We start from the raw sequence: 25,850 nt of genomic DNA on the forward strand, positions 1-25,850 counted from the left end.
CAAAGGGGCGGCCGCGCCGGGCCGCGTGCGTCACCGGGAAGCAAACCGGGTGCCGGGAGTCTCCCGACACGGCGGCGGAATCTTGTTCCGGCCCGGTGCCGCTGCGAGTAGGCTTGCGACACACCCCTCGGGAGCCCTCCGGTGAAACACCTCCTGCTCGCGGCCGCGCTGCTGGCGGCCGCGCCCGTCTCGCGGGCCGCCGACCCCGCCGACCTGATCGTTCACAACGCCAGGGTCGCGACCGTGGACGCGAAGTTCACGATCGCCGAGGCCGTCGCCGTGCGGGGCGGGAGGATCGCCGCGGTCGGCACCAGCGCCGAGGTGCTGAAGCTGAAGGGGGACAAGACGCGGGTCATCGACGCGGGCGGCAAGCTGGTGCTGCCGGGGCTGTACGACAGCCACGTTCACCCGGTCGGCGCGGCGCTCAGCGAGGTCGGCGACCCGGTGCCGCTGCTGCGGTCGATCCCGGAGGTGCTGGAGTACATCACGAAGCGCACCGCCGACACGCCCGAGGGCCAGTGGATCGTCATCCGCTACGCCTTCCCGACGCGGCTGAAGGAGGCCCGCTTCCCCACGAAGGCGGAACTCGACGGGGCCGCACCGAAGCACCCGGTCCTGTACCACGCCGGCCCCGCCGGGGTCACGAACTCGATGGGGCTGAAGGTCTCGGGCGTCACCAAGGACACGAAGAACCCCGGCACCGGCGTCGTGGTGAAGGACCCGGTGACCGGCGAGCCGACCGGCATGCTCCGCAGCGCCTACGGCGTACTGAAGGGCGTGCCGGGCGGCGGCGAGAACGTCGGTCCCGAGAAGAAGCGGGAGGCGGTGAAGAAGCTGTTCTCGCTCTACAACGAGCACGGCATCACGAGCGTCGCGGACCGCAACGCCGGCCGCGGCGACCTCGACCTGTACCTCGCGCTGCGGGAGGCGGACGAACTCACGGTCCGGGTGAACGTCGCCCGCGGGTTCAGCCCCGGCGGCACCCGCGAGGAGATCGCCAGGCGGCTCGACGACCTCCCCGGCAAGGACGGCCGCGGCGGGCCGACGGGCGTCGGCGACGAGTGGGTCCGCATCGGGCCGATCAAGATGTTCACCGACGGCGGGATGCTCAACGGCACCGCGTACATGCGGGCGCCGTGGCCCAAGGGCGACACCTATCAGGTCACGGAGGACGACTACCGCGGGCTGCTGTTCGCGAAGGCCGAGCAGTTGCAGATCGTCGCCGAGGAGGCCGCGAAGCGGAAGTGGGCGGTCACCTCGCACACCGCGGGCGAGGGCGCGATGGACGTGCTCCTCGACGCCTACGAGACGGCCGACCGCATCGCGCCCATCAGGGACCTGCGGTTCTGCATCACGCACGCGAACTTCCCGAGCCAGCACAACCTCGAACGGTGCAAGAAGCTCGGCGTGTGTGCCGACGTCCAGCCCGCGTGGCTGTACAAGGACGGGCACACATTGCTCAAGGTGCTGGGACAGGAGCGGATGCGGTGGTTCCAGCCGTACAAGTCGTGGATGGAGTACACGACGATCGGCGGCGGCAGCGACCACATGCTCCGGTTCGACCCGCTCGACAGCACGAACCCGTGGTCGCCGTGGCTCGGCGTGTGGGCGGCGGTCACGCGGAAGCTGGAGCGCGGCGGGGTGCTGGAACCGGCCGAGTGCCTCACCCGCGAGCAGGCGATCCGGCTGTACACGATCAACAACGCCTACCTGGGCCGCGAGGAGAAGGAGAAGGGCTCGCTGGAAGTCGGCAAGCTGGCCGACCTGATCGTCACCGACCGCGACGTGCTGACGTGCCCGGTGGACGACGTCCGCGACACGAAGGTGGTCCTCACGGTCGTGGGCGGGAAGGTGGTGTTCGAGAAGAAGTAGTGTGTCGCCGCGGTCCGCGGGACCGCGTGCGGATCTCACTGAACGTAGTACATCGCCGTGGTGAACTCGGCGGCGCGCATCATCGAGACGTGGCCGTCGCAGAACTGGACCCCGAACACGCCCCCGTGCCGGTCCTCGGGGTAGTGGTTCACCGCGTCGGCGTCGGTCACGGGCCACGGGAGCCCGCCCGGGAGGCCGGCCGGGTTCGTGCCGTTCGTCGAGCACCCCGGGGCGCGGCAGTGCTCCCAGAGGTAGGTCACCTGCGACGTGCCGTTGCCGTTGGTGACGTGCAGCAGGGGCCGCCCCGCCGGGCCGCCGGTGACGCCGTTGAGCGCGTAACTCAGTTGGAGCGGCTGGCCCAGCGACGCGCTGCCGGGGGCCCGGTCGAACCCGTTCGGGCACCGGAACACGCGGGCGTTCCCTTCGAGGTACCGCCAGAGGATCGACCGCGACGGGTCGAAGTCCGGGAGCGACGCGGCCGCGTAGCCCACGCGGTCGTCGTAGGGCGCCCAGTACGCGCCGCTCGCACCGACCGGGGGGAGCCGACCGTCGTTGTCGCCGGCGTAGTTGTGGGCCGCCAGGCCGAACTGCTTCATGTTGTTGGCGCACTGGGTCCGGGCGGCGGCCTCGCGGACCTTCTGAACGGCCGGCAGCAGCAGCCCGATCAGGATCGCGATGATGGCGATCACCACCAGTAATTCGACCAAGGTAAAACCACGGCGCGGGCGCATGGCGGCCTCCGAGGGTGGTTTGATTGTCTCCGGTTCGCGCTCCGCGTGCAAACCCCTCCGAGCGGATTGCGGTCCGGGCGCGACCAGGGGGACGGGGGGATGAACCTGGAGCGGGTGATCTCGGGCGGGCAGACGGGGGCCGACCGGGCGGCGCTCGCCGCGGCACGCGCCGCGGGCATCGCGACCGGCGGCTGGATGCCCGCGGGGTTCCTCGCGCACGACGGCACGCACCCCGAGTTCGCCGAGCTGTACGGCATGCGCGAGACGCCCGGGGCGCAGTACCCGCACCGCACATCGCTGAACGTCAAGGAGTCGGACGCGACGCTGCGGTTCGCGACGGTGTGGGACTCCCCAGGCGAGGTGCTCACGCTGGCGCTGTGCGGGGAGCACGGGAAGCCGACCTTCGACGTGACACCGGGCGGGGGCGTGGCGCCCGGGGACGTGTGCGAGTGGCTGGCGGTGGCCGGCGTGCGGGTGCTGAACGTGGCGGGGAACTCGGAGAGGACGTCGCCGGGGATCCAGGAGTTCGTCGAGGGGTTCCTGGGCGACGTGTTCCGGTTGCTGGTGCTGTCCCAGAGGGCATGAGGTGTACTTGCCGACTCGGTAGCACTCGCGGCACACGGATGACGGTAGGCGACTCGCTCCGCGAGTCGCGCCCCGTGCTGTGGGCGGTTCCCGGTGTGCGACGTGCGGTTGGTGTCACTCGCGGAGCGAGTGACCAACTTTCGTTCGGCAACACGTGAGCCCCCGGCTTCGCCGGGGGCTCGGTCGGTCACTGGTGGGCGATGCCGAGGCGGTACAGCCAGTTGTGCCAGGCGTGGGCGAGCATGTACCCGCGGAGGTGCTTGCGGATGTCCACCAGGGTCACCGTGCGGCCGTGGAGCCGCTCGCGGATGCGGTTCATTTCCGGGGTGCCGGTCGCGGCCAGTTCGGCCGAGGTCTTCTGCGTCGGGTGGATGCGGAACGCGCCGAGGAACCGCGGGAGCCGCTTGAACCTCGCGCCGACGTCGCGGAACCGCAGGAGCAGGTCCCAGTCGAGCGCGAACTGGAACGACTCGTCGATCTTCCCGCCGGCCTTGTCCCACACCCGCCGCCGCCAGAACAGCGTCTCCTGCGGGACGTAGTCGGCCCACACGAGCATCTTCTCGGAGTGCGCCGGGAGCACCCACCGGCCGACCTCCTGGGTGTGGTGGTCGACGATGATCCGGTGCCCGTACACGACGTCCACCTCGGGGTGGGCGGCGAAGTACGACGCGACGTAGTTGAGCGCCCCGGGCATGAGCAGGTCGTCGGAGTTCAGGTACGCCATGATCTCGCCCTTGCAGGCGTGGGCGAACCCGAGGTTGATCGCGTTCCCCTGCCCCTTGTCGCGGCGGGACTCGCCGTGGACCAGCTTGGAGCGGTACTTCTCGATGAGCGCGGCCGACTCGTCCTTCGAGCCGCCGTCCTGGATCGCGTACTCGAGCCGCGGGTAGTTCTGGTCGAGGACGCTCTTGATGGTCTCCTCGAGGAACCGGCCCTGGTTGTACGACGGGGTGACGATCGAGATGAGCGGCGGGTTCGCCGGGGGCTCGGCCCGGTGGTACGCGGCCGGGACGCGGACCGGCCGCGAGCGGTACTGGTCGAGCTTGTGGAGCCGCGCGCCGGACGCGCGTGCGAAGACGCGGCGGAGGACGCCCAGGAACGTGATGTTCCGGATGTTGGCCTCCATCGCCGTGACGTAGGCGCGGAGGTCGCGGACCTCGGCCTGGAGCTGCGCCAGCACGAGGTGCGACGGCCCGCCGTCCTGCTGTTGCGTCGGCTTCGCGTCCTGCGAATCGCTGCTCATCCGTGGCTCCGTGTCCTGATAACGTGCGGGCCGCCACGGAGGGCGGCCCGACAAACAAATCGTCCCCGGTCGCGCCGGCCGTGGCGGAGCGCCCGGGGGTCACCCCGGGGGCTCCGGGTCCGTTCATGCGGCCGCGGCGGCCCGCCGCGACGCCAGGTACCAGTTGATCGTCTTTTCGAGCCCCTGGGCCAGCGAGGTCCGGGCCTCGAACCCGAAGAGCTCCTTGGCCCGGGTCACGTCGAGGCACCGCCGGGGCTGGCCGTCGGGCATGTTCGGGTCGAACCGCAGCTCGCCGGTGAACCCGGTCTTCTCGGCGACCAGCTTCACCAGGTCGCCGATGGCGATCTCGACGCCCGAGCCGACGTTCACCGGGTCCGGGGTGTCGAGCACCTCGGCGGCCCGCACGAGCGCCTCGGCCGCGTCCTCGGCGTAGATGAACTCGCGGGTCGGCTTCCCGGTGCCCCACACCGGGAGCACCTTGTCGCCCCGCTCCCTGGCCTCGACGCACTTGCGGATCAGGGCCGGGATGACGTGCGAGCTCTCCAGGTCGAAGTTGTCGTTCGGCCCGTACAGGTTCACCAGCATGACGTTCACGCCGTTGAACCCGAACTCCTGCTTGTACGCCTGGAGCTGGGCCAGGAGCATCTTCTTGGCGAGGCCGTACGGGGCGTTCGTCTCCTCCGGGTACCCGTTCCAGAGGTCCGACTCTTTGAACGGGACCGGGGTGAACTTCGGGTACGAGCAGATGGTGCCGACCATCACGAACTTCTCGACGCCGTACTGCCGGGACGCCTCGATGAGGTGCGTCCCCATGATCAGGTTCTGGTACAGGAACGTGCCGGGGTACTTGCGGTTGGCCCCGATCCCGCCGACCTTCGCGGCGAGGTGCAGCACCACTTCGGGCCGCTCGACCTGCATGAGCCGGAGCACGTCGGGCTCGCGGGTGAGGTCGTACTCCGCCGACCGCGGGGCGATGATCCGGCGGCACCCGATGGCCCGGAGCCGGGAGACGACGTGGCTCCCGAGGAACCCCGACCCGCCGGTGACGAGGATACGCTTGTCCTGGATGTCCACGCTCGACTCCTTTCCCGCGGGCCGGCCGCCCGTGCCGATGTCTGAGACTCGTGCGGTTCCGCGAGTAAATACCCAGAGTGCCGGGGTTGCGTCAACGCCAACCGCTCGCCGAAAGTTATCGGCACAACCGCCCCGCTCCCGCAGTCGATTCGCCGAACCCGCTGTCGGGAGAGCGGAGCCCGCGGCCGCGTCATCCCGAACCGCGTGGATCAGTTGCTCTTGGTGGGGCGGGCATTCTTGCCTGCCTCCGAAGGCGTCTGGGGGCAGGCAAGAAAGCCTGCGCCCCACCCACAAAGAACCGAATCCATGCGATTCGGTATCACTTCTTCGCGGCGACGCAGTACAGGTGCTTGAACGTGCGGAGGAACAGCTCGCCGTCGGACACCGCGACCGACGAGTTCGACTGCTCCCCGGCCCCCAGGGAGTTGGTCGCCAGCAGCTCGAACTTCGGCTTCGCCGCGAGGACGTGCGTGTCGCCGTTCCGCATCAGGAGGTACAGCCGGCCGTCGGCGTGGACCAGCGAGCCCCACGTCAGCCCCTTGAGCCGCTCGCCCTCCCACGAGTCCTTGCCCGTCGCCAGGTCGTAGCAGTGCGCCACGCCGTTCTCGTCCACCATGTAGACGTGCTCGCCGACGATCACTCCCGAGCCGACCCGCTGACTGGCCGGCTTCGGGTGCAGCCACAGGCGGTCTTTGGTGACGTCGCCGGTGCCGCCGAGCTTCACCGCCAGCGCCGACCCGCCGTATCCGGACGTGCCGACCGCGACCCCGTTGCCCACGAGCGCCGAGGCGTAGACGTAGCTGTTGAGCCCCTGGCACGCCCACAGTTCCTTGCCGGTGGCCGGGTCGAACCCGCGGAGGTGCCCGGTCTTCGCCTCCGGCTGCCCCTTCACGTCCCGCGACTGCCCCAGCACGAGTTGATCCTGACCGTTGACCGTCGCGACCACCGGCGTGCTCCACGAGCCGAACGCCTCGTCGTGCTTCCACACCGTCGCGCCGGTCTTCTTGCTCACGGCGAGGAGGTAGTTGTCGCCCTTTCCCTCGTTCGGCCCGCACCACTGGATCACGTGGTCGCCGTGGAGCACGGGCGACGCGGAGTTCCCGAAGGGGTGCTCCCAGGTGCCAAGGTCGGTCCGCTTCCACAATTCCTTACCGTCGAGGTCGAAGCAGTACAGCCCGGCCGAGCCGAAGCACGCGACGACCCGCTCTCCGTCGGTCGCGGGCGAGGCGTTGCAGTACCACGACGGGTCCCAGTTCCTCTCCTTCGCGTCGTGGGCGACGTCCTTCTTCCAGAGCTGCTTGCCGTCGGCGCGGTCCAGGCAGATCAGGCTGCGGACGGTCCCGCCCTTGTTCGCCTGGGTGAGGAACACCTTCCCGCCCCACACGACCGGCGTGGAGTTCCCCTGGTGCTCCAGCGGCACCTTCCACTTCACGTTCTCGGTCCCGCTCCACGCCACCGGGGGGTTCTTCTCGGCGGAGTGGCCCTGCCCCGTCGGGCCGCGCCACGCGGGCCAGTTGTCGGCCCGGCCGACGGCGACGCTGAGGGCGAGGGCGAGGGCGAGGGGCAGTGCGGCGAGGCGGGACATGGGCGGGCTCTCGTGGGGGTGGGCGGGAACTGAAGTGTACCCCGTGCGGTCGGGCGTGTCACGGGGCCGCCGCGGCGTACACCTAACGGGGGTGCGAGTTCCCCTTGAATCGCAGCAGGTGACGCATGAACATCCTCGTGACCGCCGGCAACACGCAGACCCCTGTGGACGACGTGCGGTGCATCACGAACATCTTCACCGGCCGCACGGGCGGGGGCATCGCGGCCCGCGCGTTCGACCGCGGCCACGCCGTCACGCTGCTGACGTCGCACCCCGCGGTCGTGGACGCGATCCCGGCGGCCCGGCCCCGCACGGAACCCGACTGGCGGGTGAAGCCGTACCGCACGTTCGACGACCTCGAACGGCTGATGGCCGCGGAGGTGTCGGGCGGCGGGTTCGACGCGATCGTCCACGCCGCGGCGGTGAGCGACTACCGCGTCGCCGGCGCGTTCACGTTCGCCGACGGGACGTTCGAGAACGTCACGGCCGGGAAGGTGAAGAGTTCGCACCCGGAACTGTGGCTGAAGCTGACGCCGACGCCGAAGCTCGTAGACCGCGTCCGGACTTCGTGGGGCTTCAACGGCGTGCTGGTAAAGTTCAAGCTCGAAGTGGGGCTGACCGACAACGAACTGCTCACCGTGGCCGAGGCCGCCCGCGTCCACTCGGGGGCCGACCTGATCTCGGCGAACACGCTGGAGGGGATGCACGAGTGGGCGCTGGTCGGCTCGGCCCCGCTCGGGTTCGCGCGCGTCACGCGCGCGGAACTGGCCGACCACCTGCTCGACCGCATCGCGGCGCTGCGGCCCGGCGCGTGACGCGGTCAGCAGCACTGCATTGCGAGCCGGACGCGGTCGAACCGGTGGGCCTTCAGGTCGGCCTCGGTGATGAGGAAGTACAGTGCGCCGCCGTCGCCCCACATCCAATCGGGTTTGTCGTCGGCGTCGATCGTGAGCAGGTGGCGCACCGTCTTCTTGTCGAGCGGGTCGCACTGGATCGGCACCGGGTAGCCGAGGAGCTGGTGCCCGCCGACCGGTCCGACGATCACCTCGCGGTACATGTCCTCCGCGTCCTCGTGGTGCCCGAACCCGATGGTCTTGTTCCACGGCGAGTCGGGGTCCGGGACCGTCAGGCACTCCGTGAACACGAGCCGGCACGGGCTGAACGACACTTCGGGCGGCAGGTTGCGGGTGAGCTTGGACGCGTCCGGGAAGTGGAGCAGCTTCCAACTTCCCTTGGGGAAGGCGTCGTTGCCCTCGTCCGGGTCGTAGTAGCAGAACACCGAGAGCACCCCGCTGGAAGGGAGTTCGCGGCAGGCGGGGCTGGGGGCGAGTTCGGCGAGGTTGATCTGCGCCAGGAACGACAGCGGCGCGCCGCGGTACACTGGCCACTTCGCGCCCGCCGGCAGGTCCGGGCCGCCGCCGAACTTGCTCGCACCGACGGGGATCTTCGCCTCGGCCGTCCGCTTCGCGACGAAGTTGACCGCCGGCCGGGCCAGGCCCAGCACCGTCTGGCTGAACTCGGTGGGCGTCTGCTGCCAGAGCCGCCGCATCAAGTCGATGCCGACGAGATCGGACCACGCCTTCCACGTCCGCGACTCGCGGGGTAACTTCGTGCCGTTGCGGAACGCGGCGACGGTGTCGCGGAGGTACTGGCCGCGGGGGTCGTCGTGCTCGTCGAGCCAGTCGGCGTAGACGAGCCGCGCGGTGTCGTCGCCGGGGTCCGCGAGGACCGCCGCGAGGAGATCGGCCTCGCCCCGAAGGGCCGCGGCCGGTGCCGGGAAGTTCGCGTGCGGCTTCGGGCTCTTGGGCGGCATGGGAACCCCGGGGGTGAGACCACTTCCGCCGGGGCCGGGTGCGGCGCGATCGGGCCCCGCGTCACGCGCCGTACTTCCCGAGGCGGCCGGCGTTGGCCATCGCCAGGAGCATCAGGTGCATCGCCTGGAACTGGCCCAGGCCGCCCCGCAGGCACGCTCGCTCGCTGAACTCGGTCACCTCGTCCGGCCGGCACACGTCCGACACCAGGAGCGTCGGCACCGGGTGCCACGAGTGCGACTTCATCCGGCTCGGGGTGCTGTGGTCGCCGGTCACGATGAACACGTCCGGCTTCAGCGCCCGGATCTGCGGCACCACCTCGTCGAGCTTCTCGATCATCTGCACCTTCGCGGGGAAGTTCCCGTCCTCGCCGGTGCTGTCGGTGTACTTGTAGTGCAGGAAGAAGAAGTCGTAGTCGTTCCACACCTGCTTGAGCGTGTCGACCTGCCCCTGGAGCGACGTGCCCGGGTCGAGGATGTCCATGCCCACGAGCCGGGCGAGCCCCTTGTACATCGGGTACACGGCGATGGCCGCGGACTTCAGCCCGTACACCTCTTCGAACTTCGCGATCTTCGGGTAGGTGGCGAACCCGCGGAGCGTCGCGCCGTTGACCGGCGCTTCCGGGGCCAGCACCCTCGTCGCCTCGGCGACGAACTGGTTCACGACCGCGGCCGTCTTCGCCCCGGCGGCGTCCCGCCCCTCGGCCCGCAGCGGGGGCACGCCGACCGCCTGCGGGTCGGTGTCGTTGACGGCGTCGCCGAGCCCGTCGCCGCGGATCACCAGCACGAACCGGTGCTCCTTGACCGGCTCGACGAACAGCTCGACGCCGGGGACCTTGATGGTCCGCAGCCGCTCGACGGCGGCCCTGTTCTTCTCGTTGGTCGGGCGGCCGGCGCGGCGGTCGGTGATCTTCCCGTCGGCCCCCAGCGTGCAGAAGTTCCCGCGGATGGCGACGTCCTTCGCGCCCACGGCGAAGTTGATGCCGAGGGCCTCGAGGATGCCGCGGCCGATGCGGTACTCGAGGGGGTCGTAGCCGAACAGGCCGAGGTGCCCGGGGCCGCTGCCGGGGGTTATTCCGGGCAAAACCGGGACAGAAAGTCCGGTTATACCGTCGCGCGCGGCGTCGTCGAAGTGGGGCGTCGCGGCGGTCTCAAGTTCGGTCTTACCACCGGGTTCCAGTGGCAAACCGCCGAGCCCGTCGGCGACCAGGAGGACGATTTTGGAGGCGCTGGGTTCGCGGAGTTCGCGAACAAGGTCGTGGATGTTCATGGAGGATAGTTTACGTCCCGCCGGAAATGACGTACAGTAGGGCTAGTCCCTCGTCCTTAGTCCATGCTCCCACACCGGTTGGCGGCCCCATTCCGCGGCGGCCCGCACCCATCCCCGGCGGGACAGGACTTCGGACGGACCGTCGCTCGCGGCCCATGGACTTAGGACGAACGATGCAACTGCCCGACGAGAACATCGAGTACAACTACCAGCGGGCCCTGGCCCAACCGGCCGAGGCGTGGACCCCGCTGGCGGAGTTACAGGGCCAGCACCTGATCTCGACGGACCGGTTCGACGCGTTCAAGAAGGCCGCGATGGACGTCCGCGGGGTCGTCGGGGCCGAGCGCGAGCTCCTGAACCCGCCGGCCAAGCTGCGGCCCCTCCAGTCCGGGTTCATCGACCTCCCGCAGAAGCTCCTCGACCAGTTCAAGCGGAAGCAGGACGCCAGCGAGGTCGGGAAGATCATCCGGATCTCGAACCGGCTCCGCGAGGACGTGGACCGGATCGTCGTCCTCGGCACCGGCGGCAGCTACCTCGGCCCCCGCGCGCTCATCGACGCGCTGTGCCACTCGTACCACAACGAGATGCCCGCGAAGCTGCGGATGGGCAAGCCCCGGATGTACTTCGAGGGCAACAACCACGACAACGACCCGCTCCAGGACCTGTTCGAGCTCCTGGAGAACACCTGCGTCGACCCGGACCTGACCGACGAGCGGTGGGGGATCATCGTCGCCAGCAAGTCCGGCGACACGCTCGAAACGGCCGCGACGTACCGGGCCGTGCGGACCGAGGCGGCCAAGTTCTACGGGCCGAAGTCGCCCATGCTCAAGCGGGTGATCGTCCCGATCACCGGGGCCAAGAGCAAGCTCCGCGACCTGTGCCGGGCCGAGGGGTACGCCGACGAGGACGTCCTCAGCATCCCCGAAGAGGTCGGCGGCCGGTACAGCGTGTTCACCCCCGTCGGGCTGCTCCCGGCCGCGACCGTCGGCCTCGACATCCGGGCCATGCTCCTCGGGGCCGCCACCATGACCCGGCGGTTCCTCGAGGAGCCGTTCGACCGCAACCCGGTCCTCCAGTTCGCGGCCGTCAACTACCTGCTCACCGAGGAGCAGAAGAAGCACACCCGCGTGACCACCGTGTGGACCCGGAAGCTGGAGGCCGTCGGCTGGTGGTACGACCACCTCCTGAGCGAGTCCCTGGGCAAGACCGGCCGCGGGCCGACCCCGGTCACGATGGTGGCCAGCCGCGACCTGCACACCCGCGGCCAGCAGCACCAGGACGGCGCGCGCGACAAGATGGTCAACAACCTCGTGGTCCGGACCGTCGCGCACCCGGCCGTCATGGTCGGCATGGCCGACCGCAACGAGGACGACCTGAACCAGTTCAGCCGCAAGGGGCTCCCGGACCTGATGGAGTCGGCGCACAAGGGGGTCACCGACGCCTACGCCGAGGCCGCCCGGCCGACCGCCGACGTCCTCCTGCCGGCGCTCACCGAGCACACGATCGGCCAGTTGATGCAGATGCTCATGCTGGCGACGGTGGTCGAGGGCCGGATGATGGGGGTGAACCCGTACGGCCAGCCCGGGGTCGAGGCGTACAAGTCGAACCTGACCCGGCACCTCAAGGCGACCCCGAACCTGCCCAAGGGCGAGGTCCGCGACGCCGCCAAGGGCGCGTGACGGGCGGCCGCCGCTGAGCCGAGGGATGAGATGCCGTCACCGTTCCCGGGGATGAACCCGTACCTGGAGCAGGCCGGCCTGTGGCGGGGCGTCCACACCGCCCTCCTCGGCCGCGTCATCGCGGCACTCACCCCGCTCCTCGTGCCCCGGTACTTCGCGGAACTCGAAGAGTCCCTCTACATTGATCCGAACGACGACTCGGACCGGCTGTTCGCAATAGCAGACGTCGCCGTTGCAGGGGCGGGGGAATACCGCACTTCGGGCGCCACGGCTCCGGTCGCGACGCTCTCCGCTCCCGTGACCGTCACCATCCCCGGGGTCACGAAAAAGAAGGTCCGCCGGGTCGTGGTCCGCGACACCCAGAGCCGCGAGGTCGTCACAGTTATCGAGTTGCTCAGCCCCACGAACAAGCAGCCCGGGGCGGACCGGGACCGCTACATCGAGAAGCGGCACGAGATCCTGGCGAGCCGGACCAACTTCATCGAACTCGACCTCCTCCGCGGCGGCCAGCGGCCCCCGATCCGCACGCTCCCGGCGGGGTGCGACTATTACGCCCTGGTGAGCCGCTGGTGGGAGCGACCCAAGGTCGGCCTGTGGCCCATCTCGGTCCGCACCCCGTTCCCCGCCGTCCCCGTGCCCCTGCGCCCGAACGAGCCCGAACCCGTTCTCCACCTCAAGGCCGTCCTCGACGCGACCTACGACGAGGGCGGGTACGCGTACCGCATTTACGGTACGCCCCCCGAGCCCCCGCTCGACCCGGCCGACGCCGAGTGGGCTCGCGCGTTCGTCCCCGCGGCTCCGGGGTGACCGGCCGGTCAGGTGGTCGGGCCGCCGTACTTCGCCGCCCATGTCCCGAGCATGTTGCACAACTCGCCCGTGCTCAGATCCTTGCCCACGTAGCCGTCGAAGGCGTCTGCGGCCTTCCCCGCCTCGAAGTCCTTGATGTACCGCTCCACGGTCTTCTTCGGGCACCCGGTGAGCACCGCGATCGCGTCGGCGGTCTCGCCGCGGCGGTGCAGCGCGAGGACGAGGTGCGGCTTGCCCTTCGTGACGAGCCGGGGCTCCGTCAGGAACCGGTACGGCCGGCCGACGAACCGCGGCGCGTCCGGCTTCCCCTTCGCCTTCTTCAGCGACAGACCGACCCGCGAGCACCGGTACACGGGGGCCGCCCGCCGCTCGGCGCTCGCGCGGATGAACAGCGGGGCGGTCGCGTCCCACACCTTGCGGCCCGAGATCACGCCGTCGAGTGTTGCAACGTCCCTCGCCTTCGTGAGCCCCAGGAGGTGGTCGACCGTCACGCACGGGCCGTCGAGGACGGTGCCGTCGGCCCCGACCACGGTGCGGATCAGGATGCCGAAGTGCGCCGTGCCGTCGCCGAACGCGAGGTCCAGCCCCTTGAACGACCCGCCGCGGTACTCGCCCCGGGTGCGGTGAAAGTACCACCGGCCGTTCTCGAGTTGCACAGGGTCGCGGTGGGCGAACAGGTCGAGGTGCCCCGGCCCGTGGTAGTACGCCTCCAGTTCGGCGAAGCGGAACACCGCCCCCGCGGCGACGAAATCGACGCCGTTGAGGAGGAACGCGACGAGGCCACTGACCCACGGGTCGATCTCGGCCTCGGAACCGGCACTGGCGGGCTTGCGGCCGAGTTCGTCCAGCGGGGGCATTGTTGCGGCTCCGGCAGGTGGAAGGCCCCGTTCAGCGTCGCGCGGGACGCGGCCGCGTGCAAGTTCGCGACTCGGCACGAGCGTCGGGGTGCGGCGATTTTACACTTTCCTGCGGTCGCCCTCCAAGACATTGAACGGACGGGCGTGCGAAAATGTGCTTTCTTGAAGGGACGCGGACTCGGGGTTGAAGCGCCTCCGGACCGCGTCCGCATGTCATCCGTCGAATCGGTCCCGTTGGTTGGTCGCCGCGGCAGTGATCGGCATCGCGTCCCCGCCCGCCCGCCGCGGGTTTCGTTTCGCACCGTTCGTCACGTCATTGTTCGAGGTGCCTCATGTCCAGTCGCCGGAACCGCGGGTTCACACTGATTGAACTGTTAGTGGTGATCGCCATCATTGCGATCCTGATCGGGCTCCTGTTGCCGGCCGTGCAGAAGGTCCGCGAGGCCGCCGCCCGGCTCAAGTGCCAGAACAACCTCAAGCAAATCGGCATCGCGCTGCACGCCCACCACGACGCGACCGGCGCCCTTCCGACCAGCCGCAGTTACGGCTCCCAGGGGCCGAACCCGGTCGCGCCGTTCAACGGCCGCGGGTGGGTCATCGCCGCGCTCCCGTACCTCGAACAGGCGGGCCTGTACCAGGCGCTCGAACCGACGCGGGCCGGCAACCTCGGCAGCCCGAGCGGCGGCCTGTTCGCGTGCTCGACGGCCAACGGGTCGACCGTGCTCCAGGCGCCGGTGAAGGTGCTCCAGTGCCCGACCGACCCGAACGCGGCGTCCCTCGTTGTTCAGCCGCACCAGATGTCGGGCGTCGAGCAGACGAACACGAACTACAAGGGGAACATCGGGGCCACGCCGATGGGCGGGTACAACGCCGGCCAGCCGGGGGTGGACGCGAGCGACTGCCACAGCACGGTCGGGTGCTCCGGCCTGTTCTACCGCAACAACTACCAGGAGCCGGTCCGCCTCACCCAGATCACCGACGGGCTGAGCAACACGTTCGCGGTCGGCGAGGACGTGGCCAAGTGGAACACCCACACCGCGGCGTTCTTCTCGAACGGCGACTACGCCTCGTGCCACGTCGCGCTGAACACGTTCCACTCGGACCCGACGTACTGGCCGATCACCATTTCGTTCCGGAGCCTGCACCTCGGCGGGGCGAACTTCTGCCTGGCCGACGGGTCCGTCCGCTTCGTCCCGGACAGCGTCAACGTCGTCGTGTACCGCCAGCTCGCGACGAAGGCCGGCGGGGAGGTCGCGAACCTCCCGTGACCACCCCGAGGAACGCCGGCACCGGAGGAAACGCGATGCACCGAACGTGGGCGGGGGCGGTGGTTCTGACCGCGGGTCTGTTCCTGACGGGGTGCCGCAACGAGTTGGACGCCACGGTGACCGGGAGGGTCACCGTGGGCGGCCGCGACGCGCCCATCGGCGAGGTGACGTTCTACCCCGCCGACGGGGACGCGGCCCGCCCGACGCCGCGGGGGATGATCGAGCGGGACGGCTCGTACACTCTCAGGGTCGGGGCCAGGACCGGCCTGCCGGCCGGCGTCTACAGGGTCGCGGTGCAGGTCATGGACACGCCCCCGCCGCCCAGGGGCAATGAGCCGCCGGCCGCGATCCCGCTCTCGCCGCGGCGGTACGGCGACCCGAAGACCAGCGGCCTGGAGTTCACCGTAAAGCCCGGGGCCAACACCATCGACCTGCCCCTCGCGGGAAAGTGAGCGGATCAACGAAAACACCCCCGGCACGCCGGGGGTGTTTCGCATTACCGCGCGTCAGTCGGAGATGTTGGCGAGGAAGTCGTCGTACTTCTTGCGGGCGGCGAACTCGCCGGTCATCAGCGCCTTCTGCCGATCGGTCAGGGCGTCGATCTCCTTCTCCTGGTCCGACAGCTTCTTGAGGTAGGTCGCGTACACCTCCGCTTCCTTCGGCGTCTCCCGCAGGTTCTTGCGGATCCGGTCCTGGTCCGCGTTGAGCCGCTGGAGGTCGAGGTTCACCTGGGCCAGCTCGCGCCGGGCCAGGTCCCACGTCCCCTTGACCTTGAGCGCCTCGGTGAGCTGGGCCTTCAGCTCCGGGCCCGCCTCGGCCAGGTTGATGAAGTGCCGGATCGTGTCGTCCCCGTTGTTGGTCAGGGTGACCGTGTTCGCCAGCTCCCGCTCCTCCTTGACCACGAACGTCTTGGTCTCCTGGGCCTTCACCGGGGTCTGGAACCGGTACACGTCCGGGGTGTCCTCGACCGGCTTGTCCGTGTCCACGAGCTTGAACTGCTGGTTCGTGCGGTTCGCGTGCTCGATGAGCAGCGTGCGGTCCGTCTGCGACCGGTTCACGATCCGGTACTTCTTCTCCTCGGTGAGCCGGGTCTTGGTCGTGATGATGCCGCGGACCGCCTTGACGCTGGTGATCTTCTGCGTGCCCGGGCCGACCTGCGGGTCCACTTCCGTCCCCAGGTCGATGGCGTAGCTGACGAGCCGCTCCTCGTTGGGCTGGACGTCGAGGACCCGGGTGTCCCCGGCGTACACGCTGCCCTCGAGCACGGTGATCGGGCCTTGATTGAGGTGCGCGCCCGAGGTGTTCTTGAACTTGAGCCCGAGCAGCGGGTGCGTCTTCTGGACGCTCTGGTTGTAGATCGAGACCTTCTGGCCCTCGACGTCCTTGCCGACGATCGGGAGCATCGCCGACTTCTGCCGGCCGAGGGTCACCGGGTGGTCGATCGTGTACTGGAAGAAGTCCCCCAACGCACCGGCCGTCGCCGAGTTGCCGACCGTGTTGGTGTTCATGCGGCCGCCGAGTTCTCGGCCGACGTCGGCGGCGAACTTCTTGGCGTCCTGGGACTTCTCCACCTCGGCCAGCTCCATCCGCCCCGGGCCGCCACCACCGAACCCCGCACCCGGGGCCGCCGGCGGCATCGCCCCACTGCGGGCCGCCTTGCCCAGAGCCGCCTGTTGGTCCTTCATCGCAGCGTTCGGCTCGAAGGCCACGCCGTCGGCGTTCTGCTTGAACCCGCCGCGGTAGGTGACGGGGCGGAGCGAGGCAAACAGCTCGGGCTCGACGGTCGGGCGGTTGATGTACAGCGGGTTGTACAGGTCCATCTTGAACGAGATCGGGCGGCCCGAGATGAGCGCCATCTTGACGCCGGCCCAGTCCTCGTCGGTCGGGTTCTCGACCAGCGCCCACCCCTGCAGGTACGGCTTCTCCTTGTCGGCGAGGACCATGCGGTACGAGGTCTTCCAGATCGGCGCCTCGACCACGTAGCCCACCTGCACCTTCCGCGGGCCGTCCCCGGCGAAGTGCAGCGACACCGACTTCTTCTGCGAGTCGTGCGTGAGCGCGAGCGTGTCCAGGGCGCGGCGGAACTCGCTCTCGATGACCGGGTTCGCGAACCGCAGTTGCTGGACCTCGCTCAGCTTGATGGCCCGGAGCCCCTCGGCGCACCACATGTTCATGACCTGCGCGTCGACGGTCGTCGTGCCGGCCGGGACCTTCTGGGTCTCGACGCCGACGATCACGCCCGACAGCTTGCCCGGCTGGTTCGTCGCGCCGGGGGTGGTCACCACTTCGATGCGCTCGCCGCGCATCTGGGCGACGATCCCGGCGAACGTCGGCTGGCCGTTCAGGTTAATGGCGTAGCTGGATAGCGTGCGGGAGATGGGCTCGCGGCTGTCGTAGGACACCGCGGCGATGCGGCCCTTGCCGAAGTCCTCGAGGACCATGCTCTTCAGCAGGTCGTTGATGTCCGTTTCCTGAAACGACAGGTCGACGCGGGCATCGTCGGTCACCTCGCCGGACCGCGAGAAGTACCCGACGCCGCTGTTGAACATCACCACCCGGGTGATGGGGAGCGACACGGCCGGCTTCACGTCCTGCTTCGCGGCGGCCTCGGGGGCGGCGCTCACGAGCTTGTCGGCCCCGATCCCGAGCCCCACGCCGAGCCCGACCACGCCCGCGACCGGGGCGACCTTCAGCCACTTCGATGCCATTGCGCTACCCTCAGAGAGATGAGATGTGTGCCGGTGGCCCGGTGGGGCCAGTGAGCGAGTCTCACCTTACCCGACGAGGGAGCATCCCCGCGCGCTTGCGGGGGGCGAAAAAATCCCGTCCGGGCCGTTACGCGGGGATGGCCGCTGGGGTGCGGGCGACCGAGCGCCACACCGCTTCGAGCTTGTCGGCGAGGGGGTTCCACGAGTACCGGGCCAGCACCCGGCGGCGGCCGCGCTCGGCGGTCTCGCGGAGTTCGTCGGGCCGGCGGATGCCTTCCAGGATGCGCTCGGTCATCTCGGCCGGCGTCTCGGTGACGATCAACTCGCGCTCGGGTGCGAGCGTCAATCCCTCGGCCCCGACCCGCGTGCTGACGACCGGCGTCTCCATCGCCAGCGCTTCGAGGATCTTCAGCCGCGAGCCGCCGCCGATCCGCAGCGGCACCACCAGCATTCCGCAGGTCGCGAGGAACGGGCGAACGTCCGGCACGTCGGCGAACACCCGCACCCCGGGCGTATTCGCGGCGCGCTCCTTGAGCCACTCCGGGGGCCGGCGGCCGACGAGCGAGAGGGTCGCGCTCGGGTGCCTCTCGCGGACCTTCGGGAAGATGTCGTCGAGCAGGAGCACGACGCCGTCGAGGTTCGGCCGCCAGTCGAGGCTGCCGAGAAACAGGAGCTTGCTCGGGTCGCGGTCGACGTCGTGCTGCGGTTGGAAGTACCCGACGTCGACGCCGTTGTCGACCACGTCGGCCCGCGTCGCCCCGTACTCCTCGCGCATGAGCTTCGCGTCCTCGGGGCTCACGGCAATCGCGCGCGTGGCGGCCGAGTACGCCCACCGCTCGAACCGCTCGAACTTCTGCCACTGCTTGCGGACGTACCACCGCCGCACCGGGTTCGCTTCGGCTTCGAGGTACCGCTTCCAGATGAGCGACTCGACGTTGTGCGCCATCACGGTCCACGCCGAGTGGTCGAGGGCGTCGCCGAGGGCGGTGCGGAGCACCTGCGCGTAGGGGGTCCACTCGCAGTGCCACACGTCCACGGCGTTGGCATCGGCGAACTCGCGGATCGCCTGTGCGAGGGCCGGGCTGGTGTGCGTGGCGACCGAGTACGGCAGCGGCGACAGCAGGTTCCCGGCGAGCCGCGCGTAGAACCCCGGGCCGGACTTCGACGGAACGGCGCGTTCGACCACGACGGTCTCGATGCCGGCGGAGCGGCAGGCGTCCTCGGCGTCGAGTTCCTCGCGGCGGTCCGGGTTCCGGTGGCACAGCACGGTGACGCGGTGCCGGTCCGCGAGGCGGCGGAGCAGGTTGAAGGTGCGGATGCGCTTGCCCGAGGTGAGCGGGAACGGCAACTCTTCGTCGAGGACGGCGATGTTCAACGGCCGCACGGGAACTCCTTTCCGACAACACTCGGGCGGCGGATTGTGGCCGGTGGGCAATTTGCGGTCAACCCCGGTGTGCGGTACGCTGAACGCATCACGTCCCCTACCCCGTTCCGGGTTCCGTCATGTCCGCCCCGCTCAGCGACGAGGACAAGGCGTTCGTCCGCGCCATCCTCACCAACCCCGCCGACCTCACCGGCTGGCTCGCCTACGCCGACTGGCTCGACGAGCGCGACGACCCGCGCGCCGAGTTCGTTCGGCTACAGGTGCGGCTCCTGAATCCTGAAGGAATGTGGCCCGACCCGATTGGGGTTCTCGACCGGATCGAGGAACTCCGTCCGTCGCTCGACCCCGACTGGCTGGCAGTGTTCGAGCGCCCGCCGATCGACAACTGCGACGACGAGTTCGCGTTCAAGTGCCCGAAGCAATGGGAACAACTCAAGGGAACGAACGACACCCGAGTGCGTCACTGCGAGACGTGCGACAAGAAGGTCTATTACTGCCTGACCTTCCGCGAGGCCCGGAAGCGTTCGGAACTCGGCCTGTGCGTCGCGCTCGCTCCCAGCCTCCGTAAGGTGTTTTCCGGTTCGGGCGGGCCGGGCGACATCCGCATGGGGCGGATGCGGGTGCCCGCCCCGGAACCCGAGCCGCGGCGGCCGTGGTGGAAGTTCTGGTGAACCGACCGCATACAATTCCCGCATGACGATCCCCGTTAATCTCATCACCGGGTTCCTCGGCGTCGGCAAGACGACCGCGGTCATCGACCTCCTCAAGAACAAGGCCGCCGGGTCGCGGTGGGCGGTGCTCGTCAACGAGTACGGCGACGTCAGCATCGACGGCGCGATGATCGAGGGCAGCGGGCCGGACGGCGTCTCGGTCCGCGAGGTCGGCGGCGGGTGCGTGTGCTGCGCCACCGCCCCGTACCTCCCCGTCGCCATTCACTTCCTGCTGCTCGACGCCAAGCCCGACCGGCTCATCATCGAGACGACCGGCCTCGGCCACCCGGCCCGGCTCCTCGACATGCTGCGCCAGAACTACGCCGACCGCCTCGACGTGCGGGCCACACTCGGCATTGTCGATCCGGCCGACTTCGCCAAGCCCGAGATGCGAGCGAACCCGATCTTCGTCGATCAGGTGCAACTCTCGGACGTCGTCGTGATGAACAAACTCGACACGGCAACGCCCGAACTCGTCGGCGACTTCCAAGCGTGGGCCGAGGGGCTGTTCCCGCCCAAGCTGCTGATCGCCGGCACGACAAACGGCCGCCTCGACCCCGCGTGGCTCGACCTCACCTCGAACGACGAGCGGCTGCCCTTGTTCCCCGAGGCACACGCGCACCACCATCACGATGAGAGCGCCCCCATCGCAATGGGCGGGCTTGCGGCCAAACCAGGTGCGCCGGTGCGCTACCCCTCGCCGCCCGGCGTGTTGCCGGCGTGCTGCGGGTGGGTGTTCCACGCCGACGACGTGTTCGACGAGAACAAACTCCTCGCGCTGCTCTCGGGCACGAAGGGCGTGGCGCGGCTCAAGGGCGTGTTCCACCTGCCCGACGAGTGGGAGGCGGTGAACCGCTCGGGCACGGCCGTGAGCGTCGCTCCCACCGCGTACCGCCGCGACAGCCGCTTGGAGGTGTTCTCGGACGCGCTCGACTGGGCCGCGTTCGAGCGTGAACTCGTCGGGTGCCTGCTCGCTCCCATCGCTCCGCGGTAACTCGTTCCCCCCGTCGCGATCCCTGAGTACAATCACGGTTCTTGCCCACCGTACTTTTCGCTTCTCCCCCCCGGAGAGTTCCCATGCCCGGCGGACGTTCTCTCGCCAGCGCGGCCCTCGCGCCGGCCGCACTCGTTGCCGCGATCGCGGCGCTGACCATCCACCCAACCGGCACGCGGCCCGTCGCGGTCGCGGCGGCCGAGCAACCGGCGGTGAAGCCCTTCACGTTCGAGAAGGGCGACCACGTCTGCATCGTCGGCAACACCCTCGCCGAGCGGATGCAGCACGACGGCTGGCTCGACGCCCGGCTCCACGCCCGGTTCCCGAAGCACGACCTCGTGATCCGCAACCTCGGGTACTCGGGCGACGAGGTCGGCGGGTACACCGACAAGCCGGACTTCAACAAGCGGCTCCGGTCGCAGGACTTCGGGTCCGCCGACCAGTGGCTCGGCGGCAAGGCCCCCATCCCGCAGCCAAACCAGGTCGCGGACAAGAGCGCCGCGAACGAGAACCGGTTCGAGAACGTGAACACCAAGCCGGACGTGATCCTCGCGTTCTTCGGCTACAACGAGTCGTTCGCGGGCGAGGCCGGGCTGCCGAAGTTCAAGGCCGATCTCGAAGCGTTCATCAAGCACCAGCAGTCGCAGAAGTACAACGGCAAGTCGGCCCCCCGGGTCGTCCTGTTCTCCCCGATCGCGTTCGAGGACCACAAGTCGCCGAACCTGCCGAAGGGCGAGGAGACCAACAAGAACCTCGAACTGTACGCGAAGGCGATGGGCGAGGTCGCGGCGGCCGCGAACGTTCCGTTCGTCGACCTCTACGCCCCGACCAAGGCCGCGTACGCGACCGCGAAGACGCCGCTGACGATCAACGGAGTCCACCTGACCGACACCGGCAACCGGGCGGTCGCCGAGATCATCGACGCGGCCCTGTTCCCCGCTCCGAAGGTCGCCGCGGATGACGTCGCCAAGCTCGTTCCCGCCGTGAAGGACCGGAACTTCCACTGGTTCCAGCGGCACCGCGTCACCGACGGGTACTCGGTGTACGGCGGCCGCGCGTGGCTCAAGTTCGTCGGCGGGCAGACCAACTACGAGGTCGCGCAGCGCGAACTCGACATCCTCGACCTGATGACCGGGAACCGCGACAAGGTCGTGTGGGCCGCGGCGCAGGGCCAGCAGATGAAGCCCGACGACAGCAACCTCCCGAAGCAGATCGCGGTGCCGACGAACAAGCCCGGGGCCGGGCCGGAAAAGAAGCACCTGTTCCAGACCGGCGAGGACGCGATCAAGAGCATGACCGTCGCCAAGGGGCTGAAGGTCACGCTGTTCGCCAGCGAGGAGAAGTGGCCGGAGCTCGCCAAGCCGGTGCAGATGGCGTGGGACGCGAAGGGCCGGCTGTGGGTCGCCGTGTGGCCGAACTACCCGCACTGGAAGCCGGGCGACCCCTACAACGACAAGCTGCTGATTCTTGAGGACACTGACGGGGACGGCAAGGCCGACAAGATGACCGTGTTCGCCGACAACCTCCAGAACCCGACCGGGTTCGAGTTCTACAACGGCGGCGTGCTGGTCGCGCAGGCCCCGGACCTGTGGTTCCTCAAGGACACCGACGGCGACGACCGGGCCGACGTCGGGCAGCGCGTGATCCACGGCCTCGACACGGCCGACACGCACCACGCCTCGAACAGCTTCGCGCTCGACCCGGGCGGGGCCGTGTACTTCCAAGAGGGGACGTTCCACCACTCGCAGGTCGAGGACCCCTACGGCGCGCCGAAGCGGCTCGCCAACGGCGGCGTGTTCCGGTACGAGCCGCGGACCCAGAAGTTCGACGTGTACGTCACCTACGGGTTCGCCAACCCGCACGGCCACGTGTTCGACAAGTGGGGCCAGGACATCGTCATCGACGGCACCGGCGCGAACCCGTACCACGCCGCGCTGTTCTCGGGGTACCTGCCGTTCCCGCAGAAGCACGCCCGGACCCCGCAGGTGTACCAGCAGCGGACCCGGCCGAGCGGCGGCATGGAGATCCTCTCCAGCCAGCACTTCCCCCCGGAGTACGACGGGAACCTGCTCGTCACCAACTGCATCGGGTTCCTCGGCGTGCTGCGGTACAAGCTCTCCGACGTCGGGGGCAGCCTCGCGGGCGAGGAGCTGGAGCCGGTGCTGAAGAGCAGCGACCCGAACTTCCGCCCGGTGGACTGCAAGACCGGGCCGGACGGCGCGATCTACGTCGCCGACTGGCAGAACCCGATCATCGGGCACATGCAGCACAACCTCCGCGACCCGAGCCGCGACCGGCTCCACGGCCGCATCTACCGTGTCTCGGCCGACGGCCGCCAGCCGTCGCAGTCGCCGAAGATCGCCGGCGAGAGCGTCGAGAACCTGCTGAAGCTGCTCACGCACCCCGAGGACCGCGTCCGCTACCGGGCGAAGGTCGAACTCGGCGGCCGGAAGACCGAGGAGGTGATCCCCGCGGTGCAGGCGTGGGCCGCAAAACTTGACGAGAAGGACAAGGACTTCGAGCACAATCGCCTCGAGGCCCTGTGGCTCCACCAGTACCACAACTCGGTCCACGCCGACCTCCTGAAGACCGTGCTGAAGTCGCCGACGTACCAGGCCCGTGCCGCCGCGGTTCGCGTGCTTTGGGCGTGGCGCGACCGCGTGCCCGAGGCACTTGAACTGTTCAAGGTGGCCGCGGGCGACGACCACCCGAGGGTGCGGCTCGAAGCCGTGCGGGCCGCGAGCTACCTCACCGTCCCCGAGGCGGCCGAGGTCGTGTTCATCGCCCAGGACAAGCCGGCCGACCAGTTCGTGAACCACGTCGCCGCCGAGACGATGAAGGCGCTGACGCCGATCGTGAACAAGGCGATCGCCGACAAGCGGCCGATCAAGTTCACGACGCCGGCCGGCGCGCGGTTCTTCCTGAAGTCGGTCGGCACCGACGAACTCCTGAAGATGGACCGCACCCCGGGCGTGCTGCTCGAACTGCTGTTCCGCCCCGGGGTCCGCGACGAGTTCCGCCGCGACGCGCTGGTCGGGCTCGCGAAGATCGACAACAAGCCCGGGGCGGCCGTCCTCGTGACCGCCATCAAGGCGCACGACGACTCGGCCTCGACCGAGGAATCGGTCGCGTTCGACCTCGCCCGGCTCCTCACGTCGCAGCCGCAGGCGGACCTCGCCAGGAGCCGCGGCGACCTCGAAGCGATGGCGACCAGGGGCCGCACCGCCCTCACCCGGCAGATCGGGTACGTCGCGGTGCTGGCGGCCGACGCCGGTGTCGATCCGGCCTGGAAGCTCGCCACGGGTTCGACCGCGGCGCTGCAGGACTTCGTCGCGGCGGTCCCGATGGTCCGCGACCCGGCACTGCGGGCCGCCCTGTACCCGAAGGTGAAAGAGCTCCTGGCCGGGCTCCCGCCGGAACTCGCGAAGACCCTGAACAGCGGGAAGGCGGCCGTGGGTCGGTACGTCCGCATCGAACTCCCCGGCAAGCAGCGGACGCTGACGCTGGCCGAGGTGGAGGTGTTCAGTGACGGCACGAACGTCGCCCGCAAGGGCAAGGCCACCCAGTCCAGCACCTCGAACAACGCCGGTGCGGGCAAGGCGATCGACGGGAACCGCAGCGGCGCGTTCGCCGACGGCGGCCAGACCCACACCCAGGAGGGGACCGACGACCCGTGGTGGGAGGTGGACCTCGGGGCCGACCTGCCGATCGAGAAGATCGTGGTGTGGAACCGCACCGACGGGAACCTCAACACGCGGCTCAAGGACTTCACCGTCCGCGTCCTCGACGCCAAGAAGCAAGAGGTCTTCCTGAGCGAGAAGAACCCGACGCCGAAGGAGACGGCCGAGATCGCGGTCGGGGCCACAGCGCCCGAGCGGATCGTGCGGAAGACCGCGATGTTCGCGCTCACGAGCGTCCGCGGGCAGGAGGCCGACGCGTTCAAGGCGATCGCGAAGTTCCTCGCCGAGGACCGCGACCGCGGCGCGGCCGTGCAAGCTCTGCTCCGCATCCCCGCCAAGGACTGGCCGAAGGACGACGCCAAGCCGCAACTCGACGCGGTGCTGAAGTTCATCCGGTCGCTGCCGGTCGCCGAACGGACCACGCCGGTCGCGCTCGACATGATGCAACTCGGCGAGGGGCTCGCCGGGCTGCTGCCGGCCGCCGACGCCCGGGCCGCCCGCAAGGAGCTGTCCGAGGTCGGCGTGCGGGTGATCCGCGTCGGCACGCTCTTCGACCAGATGAGCTACGACAAGGAGCGGCTGGTGGTGGCGGCCGGCAAGCCGGTCGAGTTCCACTTCGAGAACACCGACATCATGCCGCACAACTTCGTGATCGTGGCGGCCGGCACGCTGGAGAAGGTCGGCAACGCGGCCGAGGCGTTCGCCAACGACCCAACCGCGGCCGCGAAGCAGTACGTGCCGCCGATGCCCGCGGGCACCGTGCTCCTCGCGAGCAAGCTGCTCCAGACCCGGCAGGCCGAGCAACTGAAGTTCGCCGCCCCGAAGGACCCCGGCATCTACCCGTACGTCTGCACGTACCCGGGGCACTGGCGGCGGATGCACGGGGCGCTGTACGTCGTCGCGGACCTCGACGCCTACCTGGAAAACCCCGAAGAGTACCTCGCGAAGAACCCGCTGCCGGTGAAGGACGACCTGCTGAAGTTCAACCGCCCGCGGACCGAGTGGAAGCTCGACGAACTGGCCGACGCGGTGAAGGAGATGGAGGCCAAGGGCGGCCGCAGCTTCGCCAACGGGAAGCAGATGTTCACCGTGGCGACGTGCGTGGCGTGCCACAAGTTCGGCGGCCAGGGGAACGAGTTCGGCCCGGACCTCGCCAAGCTCGACCCGAAGGTGTTCACGAACGCGACCGCGGTCACCGAGCACATCCTCGACACCGCCAAGCGGATCGACGACAAGTACGCGATGTACCGCATCGTGCTCGACAACGAGAAGGTCATCACCGTGATGATCGTTGAGGAGAAGGACGGCGTCGTGAAGGTGATCGAGAACCCCCTGGCGAGCACGAAGCCGCTGGAGTTGAAGGCGTCTCAGATCGTGGAGCGGAAGAAGCTGACGACGTCGATCATGCCGAAGGGCCTGCTCGACAAGCTGACCCGCGACGAGATCCTCGACCTGCTCGCCTACGTGTGGGGCAAGGCCGACCCGGCCGCGAAGTACTTCGGCGACCACCACAAGCACTAACGCGAGTGGCGTGGTTGTAGCAACCCCGGCGAGCCGGGAGGGTGGGCGACCGGAGCAACGTTGCTCCGGTCG

Annotated in this window: 19 protein-coding genes; 10 read left to right on the plus strand and 9 right to left on the minus strand. The window is 69.4% G+C overall.

The window, feature by feature from the left end:
• Window positions 1-141: 141 nt before the first annotated feature.
• Window positions 142-1,872: an amidohydrolase gene (locus tag ACTIGN_RS22140; protein ID WP_439627882.1), complete on the plus strand. Its 1,731-nt coding sequence runs from the start codon at window positions 142-144 to the stop codon at window positions 1,870-1,872.
• Between the two features lie 35 nt (window positions 1,873-1,907).
• Here the strand turns inward: ACTIGN_RS22140 and ACTIGN_RS22145 are convergent, their stop codons facing one another.
• On the minus strand, window positions 1,908-2,603 hold the full coding sequence (locus tag ACTIGN_RS22145; RefSeq protein WP_439627884.1) for a DUF1559 family PulG-like putative transporter: 696 nt from the start codon (window positions 2,601-2,603) through the stop codon (window positions 1,908-1,910).
• Between the two features lie 99 nt (window positions 2,604-2,702).
• Between ACTIGN_RS22145 and ACTIGN_RS22150 the strand changes: the two genes are divergently transcribed.
• The gene (locus ACTIGN_RS22150; protein WP_439627886.1) at window positions 2,703-3,188 is read left to right on the plus strand and encodes a YpsA SLOG family protein; all 486 of its coding nucleotides are present in this window, start codon (window positions 2,703-2,705) and stop codon (window positions 3,186-3,188) included.
• Window positions 3,189-3,375: 187 nt separating this feature from the next.
• On the opposite strand, the gene ACTIGN_RS22155 is transcribed toward ACTIGN_RS22150, so the two are convergent.
• From ACTIGN_RS22155 to ACTIGN_RS22165, 3 genes are all read right to left on the minus strand, one after another.
• A complete protein-coding gene (locus tag ACTIGN_RS22155) occupies window positions 3,376-4,431 on the minus strand; it encodes a glycosyltransferase family 2 protein (protein ID WP_439627888.1) in 1,056 nt (351 codons plus the stop codon).
• A 123-nt stretch (window positions 4,432-4,554) separates the two neighbouring features.
• Window positions 4,555-5,505: a GDP-L-fucose synthase family protein gene (locus tag ACTIGN_RS22160; RefSeq protein WP_439627890.1), complete on the minus strand. Its 951-nt coding sequence runs from the start codon at window positions 5,503-5,505 to the stop codon at window positions 4,555-4,557.
• A gap of 319 nt (window positions 5,506-5,824) precedes the next feature.
• Window positions 5,825-7,090 carry a PQQ-binding-like beta-propeller repeat protein gene (locus ACTIGN_RS22165; RefSeq protein WP_439627892.1) on the minus strand — a complete coding sequence of 422 codons (1,266 nt, stop codon included), beginning with the start codon at window positions 7,088-7,090 and terminating at the stop codon, window positions 5,825-5,827.
• A gap of 125 nt (window positions 7,091-7,215) precedes the next feature.
• Between ACTIGN_RS22165 and ACTIGN_RS22170 the strand changes: the two genes are divergently transcribed.
• A complete protein-coding gene (locus ACTIGN_RS22170) occupies window positions 7,216-7,905 on the plus strand; it encodes a phosphopantothenoylcysteine decarboxylase domain-containing protein (RefSeq protein ID WP_439627894.1) in 690 nt (229 codons plus the stop codon).
• Between the two features lie 5 nt (window positions 7,906-7,910).
• Here the strand turns inward: ACTIGN_RS22170 and ACTIGN_RS22175 are convergent, their stop codons facing one another.
• Both ACTIGN_RS22175 and ACTIGN_RS22180 read right to left on the minus strand, forming a co-directional pair.
• Window positions 7,911-8,903 carry a DUF1963 domain-containing protein gene (locus tag ACTIGN_RS22175; protein ID WP_439627896.1) on the minus strand — a complete coding sequence of 331 codons (993 nt, stop codon included), beginning with the start codon at window positions 8,901-8,903 and terminating at the stop codon, window positions 7,911-7,913.
• A 61-nt stretch (window positions 8,904-8,964) separates the two neighbouring features.
• A complete protein-coding gene (locus tag ACTIGN_RS22180; RefSeq protein ID WP_439627898.1) occupies window positions 8,965-10,170 on the minus strand; it encodes a 2,3-bisphosphoglycerate-independent phosphoglycerate mutase in 1,206 nt (401 codons plus the stop codon).
• A gap of 173 nt (window positions 10,171-10,343) precedes the next feature.
• Between ACTIGN_RS22180 and ACTIGN_RS22185 the strand changes: the two genes are divergently transcribed.
• On the plus strand, window positions 10,344-11,849 hold the full coding sequence (locus ACTIGN_RS22185; protein ID WP_439627900.1) for a glucose-6-phosphate isomerase: 1,506 nt from the start codon (window positions 10,344-10,346) through the stop codon (window positions 11,847-11,849).
• 30 nt (window positions 11,850-11,879) lie between these two features.
• Window positions 11,880-12,656: a DUF4058 family protein gene (locus ACTIGN_RS22190; protein WP_439627902.1), complete on the plus strand. Its 777-nt coding sequence runs from the start codon at window positions 11,880-11,882 to the stop codon at window positions 12,654-12,656.
• 8 nt (window positions 12,657-12,664) lie between these two features.
• On the opposite strand, the gene ACTIGN_RS22195 is transcribed toward ACTIGN_RS22190, so the two are convergent.
• Window positions 12,665-13,513 (minus strand): helix-turn-helix domain-containing protein, encoded by an 849-nt coding sequence (locus ACTIGN_RS22195; protein WP_439627904.1) that lies wholly within the window; start codon window positions 13,511-13,513, stop codon window positions 12,665-12,667.
• Window positions 13,514-13,845: 332 nt separating this feature from the next.
• Between ACTIGN_RS22195 and ACTIGN_RS22200 the strand changes: the two genes are divergently transcribed.
• Together ACTIGN_RS22200 and ACTIGN_RS22205 are read left to right on the plus strand one after the other, a co-directional pair.
• On the plus strand, window positions 13,846-14,781 hold the full coding sequence (locus ACTIGN_RS22200) for a DUF1559 domain-containing protein (protein ID WP_439627906.1): 936 nt from the start codon (window positions 13,846-13,848) through the stop codon (window positions 14,779-14,781).
• 35 nt (window positions 14,782-14,816) lie between these two features.
• The gene (locus tag ACTIGN_RS22205) at window positions 14,817-15,233 is read left to right on the plus strand and encodes a hypothetical protein (protein ID WP_439627908.1); all 417 of its coding nucleotides are present in this window, start codon (window positions 14,817-14,819) and stop codon (window positions 15,231-15,233) included.
• 54 nt (window positions 15,234-15,287) lie between these two features.
• Here ACTIGN_RS22205 and ACTIGN_RS22210 read toward each other — a convergent pair whose 3' ends face one another.
• The gene (locus ACTIGN_RS22210) at window positions 15,288-17,489 is read right to left on the minus strand and encodes a DUF4139 domain-containing protein (RefSeq protein ID WP_439627910.1); all 2,202 of its coding nucleotides are present in this window, start codon (window positions 17,487-17,489) and stop codon (window positions 15,288-15,290) included.
• 127 nt (window positions 17,490-17,616) lie between these two features.
• Window positions 17,617-18,873: a glycosyltransferase gene (locus ACTIGN_RS22215; protein ID WP_439627912.1), complete on the minus strand. Its 1,257-nt coding sequence runs from the start codon at window positions 18,871-18,873 to the stop codon at window positions 17,617-17,619.
• Between the two features lie 119 nt (window positions 18,874-18,992).
• Between ACTIGN_RS22215 and ACTIGN_RS22220 the strand changes: the two genes are divergently transcribed.
• The 3 genes from ACTIGN_RS22220 to ACTIGN_RS22230 all read left to right on the plus strand — a co-directional run bounded on the left by ACTIGN_RS22220 (window position 18,993) and on the right by ACTIGN_RS22230 (window position 25,778).
• On the plus strand, window positions 18,993-19,544 hold the full coding sequence (locus tag ACTIGN_RS22220; protein ID WP_439627914.1) for a TIGR02996 domain-containing protein: 552 nt from the start codon (window positions 18,993-18,995) through the stop codon (window positions 19,542-19,544).
• A gap of 22 nt (window positions 19,545-19,566) precedes the next feature.
• Complete coding sequence (locus ACTIGN_RS22225; RefSeq protein WP_439627916.1) at window positions 19,567-20,577, plus strand: CobW family GTP-binding protein; 1,011 nt, start codon at window positions 19,567-19,569, stop codon at window positions 20,575-20,577.
• Window positions 20,578-20,660: 83 nt separating this feature from the next.
• Window positions 20,661-25,778: a PVC-type heme-binding CxxCH protein gene (locus ACTIGN_RS22230; protein WP_439627918.1), complete on the plus strand. Its 5,118-nt coding sequence runs from the start codon at window positions 20,661-20,663 to the stop codon at window positions 25,776-25,778.
• Window positions 25,779-25,850 lie beyond the last annotated feature (72 nt).

Origin of the sequence: Gemmata sp., from assembly GCF_051859125.1 — a bacterium.
GTDB lineage: Bacteria > Planctomycetota > Planctomycetia > Gemmatales > Gemmataceae > Gemmata.